Source organism: Streptomyces flavofungini (genome assembly GCF_041028215.1).
Lineage (GTDB): Bacteria > Actinomycetota > Actinomycetes > Streptomycetales > Streptomycetaceae > Streptomyces > Streptomyces flavofungini_B.
The window spans coordinates 1-4,255 of sequence record NZ_JASKYR010000733.1 but is presented as its reverse complement, the minus strand read 5'-3'; the positions used below and the strand labels follow the sequence as shown (position 1 = coordinate 4,255).

The window sequence follows — 4,255 nt, the reverse complement described above, 5'->3', positions numbered from 1 at the left end:
GCGAGGGCACCACCCAGGTCGCGATGCCGAGGTCGCTGACCCTGACCCCGGCGGCCCGCAGCTCCTCCCGCACGGCGAGCTGCTGGACGGGGCCCGCGCCGAGGCCGTAGGGGACGGGCAGGTGCGGGGCTGCGTAGCCGGTGGGGGCGAGGGCCGCGCGGGCCGCCGCGGGGTCGAGGCCGCGGGCCCGTGCGATGACCTCGCGGGCCCGCTCGCGGTGGGCCGCCGCCTCCTCGGGCAGTTCGAGGCGCAGCTCCCTGCGGGCGCCGGACTCGGCGAGCCGCACGGCGCGCAGCCGGTGGGTGTCGCCGGTGCCGATGAGCTGCCGGGCCACGACGGCCCTGCGCAGGTGGAGGTGGGCGTCGTGCTCCCAGGTGAAGCCGATGCCGCCGAGGATCTGTACGCAGTCCTTGGCGCAGGAGTACGCGGCGTCCAGGGCGGTGGCCGCGGCGAGCGCGACGGCCAGTTCCCGTGCCTCCTCCGGCGCTCCGGCGTCCCCGGCGGCGCGGGCCGCGTCCCAGGTCAGGGCGGCGGCCTGCTCGACCCGGAGCAGCATGTCGGCGCAGAGGTGCTTGACGCCCTGGAACCGCCCGATGGGCCGCCCGAACTGCTCGCGCACCTTGGCGTGCCCGGCGGCGATGCGCAGCGCGCGGGCGGCGGTGCCGCAGGCGTCGGCGGCGAGCACGACGGCCGCGAGGTCGCGCACGGCCGCCGGGCCGACGGCGAGCACCCGCTCGGCGGGCACCCGCACCGCCCGCGCGCTCACCTCGGCGGTGGGCCGCGTCGGATCGGCGCTGTCGTGCGTACGTATCCGGAGCGAAGCCGCGTCGACGGCGAGCCACAGCGGGCCCGACGCGGAGACGGCGGCCAGGATCAGCAGGTCGGCCTCGCCGCCGGAGAGCACGGGCGGGGCGGTGCCGTCCAGGATGTGACCGCCGTCCACGGCGACGGCGGTGAGCGTGCCCGCGCCGAGGGCGACGGCCCCGATCCGGCGGCCGTCCGCGAGAGCGGCGGCGAGTCCGTGCGCGCCCGCGGCGCGCAGCACCTCCGAGGCGAGGCAGCTCGCGAGGAAGGGTCCGGGGAACGCGGCGGTGGCCGCCTCTTCGATGACCACCGCCAGGTCGACGAGGTCCCCGCCCCCGCCGCCGCACTCCTCGGGCAGGTGGACCCCGAGCAGGCCCTGTTCCGCGAGGCCGTCCCAGTGGGCGGGCCTGCCGCCGCCGGAGGGGGCGTCGAGCAGCTTGCGTATCTCCTCGGGGGGCACGGAGCGCGCGATCCAGCCACGCACCGCCGCCGCCAACTCCGCCTGTTCCACGGTGATTCCGATCCCCATGCGCATCTCCGCCGGTAGCTGCTGCCGGGACGGCGACACAGTAGAACACGTTCCAATCTGACGGAAGGTCAGACACCTGCCCGATCGGCCGGACCGAGCGGAGGTTGATGACCCGGTTAAGGGAAGGTCAAGAGTTCCCCTCGTACGACACCCGTCGGAATAGTCGCCCAAGGTGACAGGTTCGAGTTACACGTAACCCTGCCCGGAGCCACCGGCGAGCCACAGCGTTCCGCCCGGTTCCCCCACGCGCCCTTCGGAGGCCCCACGCAATGTCGATGACGACGACCCAACCACGCGGCATACGCGGAGTCGTCCCCGTACTCGCCTTCTCCGGCATCGTCGTCGCGGTGATGCAGACCCTGCTCGTGCCGGTGATCAAGGATCTGCCGACCCTGCTGGACACCGCGCCCTCGAACGCCACCTGGGTCATGACCTCGACCTTGCTCGCGGGCGCCGTCGCCACGCCGATCATGGGCCGCCTCGGAGATCTCTTCGGCAAGCGGCGGATGCTGCTCTCCAGCCTCGCCGTGATGGTCGTCGGCTCGCTGATCTGCGGTTTCACCGACGATCTCCTGGTGATGATCGTGGGCCGCGCGCTCCAGGGCTTCGCCATGGGCGCCATCCCGCTCGGCATCGGCCTGATGCGGGACGAGCTGCCGCGCGAGAAGCTCGGCTCGGCCATGGCGCTGATGAGCTCCTCCATCGGCGTCGGCGGCGGTCTCGCGCTGCCACTCGCCGCGCTCACCGCGCAGCACGCCGACTGGCACGCCCTGTTCTTCGGCGCCGCGGGCCTCGGCGTCCTCTCGATGGCGCTGACCCTGGTCTTCGTCCCCGAGAGCCCCATGCGCGCCGAGGGCACCTTCGACGTGCTCGGCGCGCTCGGCCTCTCCGCCGGGCTCGTGCTGTTCCTGCTGCCGATCACCAAGGGCAGCGACTGGGGCTGGTCCTCCGGCACCACGCTCGGCCTCTTCGCCGCGGCGGCCCTCGTGCTCGCCCTGTGGGGCGTGATGGAGCTGCGCGTCAAGGCGCCGCTGGTGGACCTGCGCACCACGGCCCGGCGCTCGGTGCTCTTCACCAACCTGGCCTCGATCATGGTCGGCGTCGCCTTCTACGCCGTCTCGCTCGTCCTGCCCCAGCTCCTCCAGCTGCCGTCCGCGACCGGCTACGGCCTCGGTCAGTCGATGGTCGTCGCGGGCCTGTGCGTGATGCCGCTCGGCCTGACGATGATGTTCACGGCCCCCGTCTACGCCCGCCTCTCCGCGAAGTACGGCCCGAAGACCACCCTCATCCTCGGCATGCTGATCATCGCCATCGGCTACGGCGCGGGCCTCGGCCTGATGAGCGCCGCCTGGCAGACGATCATCATCGCGGTGGTGCTCGGCGCGGGCATCGGTCTCGCCTACTCCTCGCTGCCCGCGCTCATCATCGGCTCGGTCGACCCCTCGGAGACGGGCGCGGCCAACGGCCTGAACACCCTGATGCGCTCGATCGGCACCTCCGTCTCCAGCGCCGTGATCGGCATGGTCCTCGCCAACACCGCGCACCACGTCGGCGGCGTCGCCGTGCCGACCATGCACGGCTTCCGGGTCTCCTTCCTGATCGCCACCGGCGCCGTCGCGATCGGCCTGGTCTTCGCCCTGCTGCTGCCCTCGGCGCGCCGCCCCGCCACGACGCAGCTGAGGGCGAGCAGCGAGGAGGACGCCAACCTGGAGCGCGCCACCAAGGCCCTCGCCGGGTTCCACGGCCAGGTGCACGGCGCGGACGGCGCGCCGCTGGCCCGCGCCAAGGTGACCCTGATCGACCGCCGCGGCAAGCAGGCGGGCGCCGCCCTCACCGACGCCGAGGGCCGCTACGCCCTGGACGTCCCCGGCGACGGCTCCTACGTCCTCGCCGCCACCGCGTCGGGCCACGCGCCCCGCGCCTCGGCCGCGGCACACCGGGGCGACGAGCGTCCCGTGCGGGTCGACCTGGCCCTCACCGGCTCGTCCGACGGCACCGACGTACCGGCCTGACCTCGGCATTCCCCGCGCACAGCCGCACCCCCGCCACCGAAGTGGCGGGGGTGCGGTGCATCATGGGGCGCCCACGCCCCCGTACGACCTATGACGAGTCACGACCCACGACCTGGAGGAAGCCCATGGCCGAGACGGCCGCCGCGCCCGGACCGCAGGTGCCCACGCCCGGACCGCAGGTGCCCGAGCCCGAGATCCTCGCCGCCTTCGAGGCCGCCAAGGGCTTCATGCCGCGCGAGGAGGGGCTCGCGCTGTACGCGGCCGCCACGGAGGCCGCCGCGCTCGGCCTGCCGCTCCTTGAGGTCGGCACCTACTGCGGGCGCTCCACGATCCTGCTCGCCGACGCCGCACGCAGGGCCGGGGTCAGCGCCATCACCGTGGACCACCACCGGGGCAGCGAGGAGCAGCAGCCGGGCTGGGAGTACCACGACCCGGAGACCGTGGACCCCGAGGTCGGCCTGATGGACACGCTGCCCACCTTCCGCCGCACCCTGCACGCGGCGGGCCTTGAGGAGCACGTGATCGCGGTCGTCGGGCGTTCGCCGCAGGTGGCGAAGGCCTGGGGCGGCGCGCTCGGCCTGGTCTTCATCGACGGGGGCCACACGGACGAACACGCCACGGCCGACTACGAGGGCTGGGCCCCGCACGTCGCCGAGGGCGGTCTGCTCGTCATCCACGACGTCTTCCCCGACCCCGTCGACATCATGACCGGCCAGGCGCCCTACCGCGTCTATCTCCGGGCCCTCGGGTCCGGTGCGTTCACCGAGGTGGCGGGGGTGGACTCGCTGCGCGTGCTGCGGCGAACGGGAGCGGGGACCTGACCTCGCGGATAGGCTCGCCCCGTGTCGTACGTAGGTCCGGAATTCGATCCCTCCCCGCCCCCCAGGCGCCGCATCGGCCGCCCGCTGAC

Annotated in this window: 3 protein-coding genes; 2 read left to right on the top strand and 1 reads right to left on the bottom strand. The window is 74.1% G+C overall.

All coding sequences use genetic code 11. The features are described 5' to 3' along the window. The coding region (locus tag AB8Z36_RS33400) for an acyl-CoA dehydrogenase (RefSeq protein WP_369217136.1) at positions 1-1,333 on the bottom strand (1,333 nt) is incomplete at its 3' end. Positions 1,334-1,602: 269 nt separating this feature from the next. Between AB8Z36_RS33400 and AB8Z36_RS33395 the strand changes: the two genes are divergently transcribed. Together AB8Z36_RS33395 and AB8Z36_RS33390 are read left to right on the top strand one after the other, a co-directional pair. Then, positions 1,603-3,345, top strand: a complete 1,743-nt coding sequence (locus AB8Z36_RS33395) for an MFS transporter (protein WP_369217135.1) — start codon at positions 1,603-1,605, stop codon at positions 3,343-3,345. 125 nt (positions 3,346-3,470) lie between these two features. Then, on the top strand, positions 3,471-4,166 hold the full coding sequence (locus AB8Z36_RS33390) for a class I SAM-dependent methyltransferase (RefSeq protein WP_440582063.1): 696 nt from the start codon (positions 3,471-3,473) through the stop codon (positions 4,164-4,166). Positions 4,167-4,255 lie beyond the last annotated feature (89 nt).

What these genes read in the sequence shown, in the direction of transcription:
- AB8Z36_RS33395 (WP_369217135.1), top strand. Translation starts at nt 1,603, where the DNA reads ATGTCGATGACGACGACCCAACCACGCGGCATACGCGGAGTCGTCCCC.
- AB8Z36_RS33390 (WP_440582063.1), top strand. Translation starts at nt 3,471, where the DNA reads ATGGCCGAGACGGCCGCCGCGCCCGGACCGCAGGTGCCCACGCCCGGA.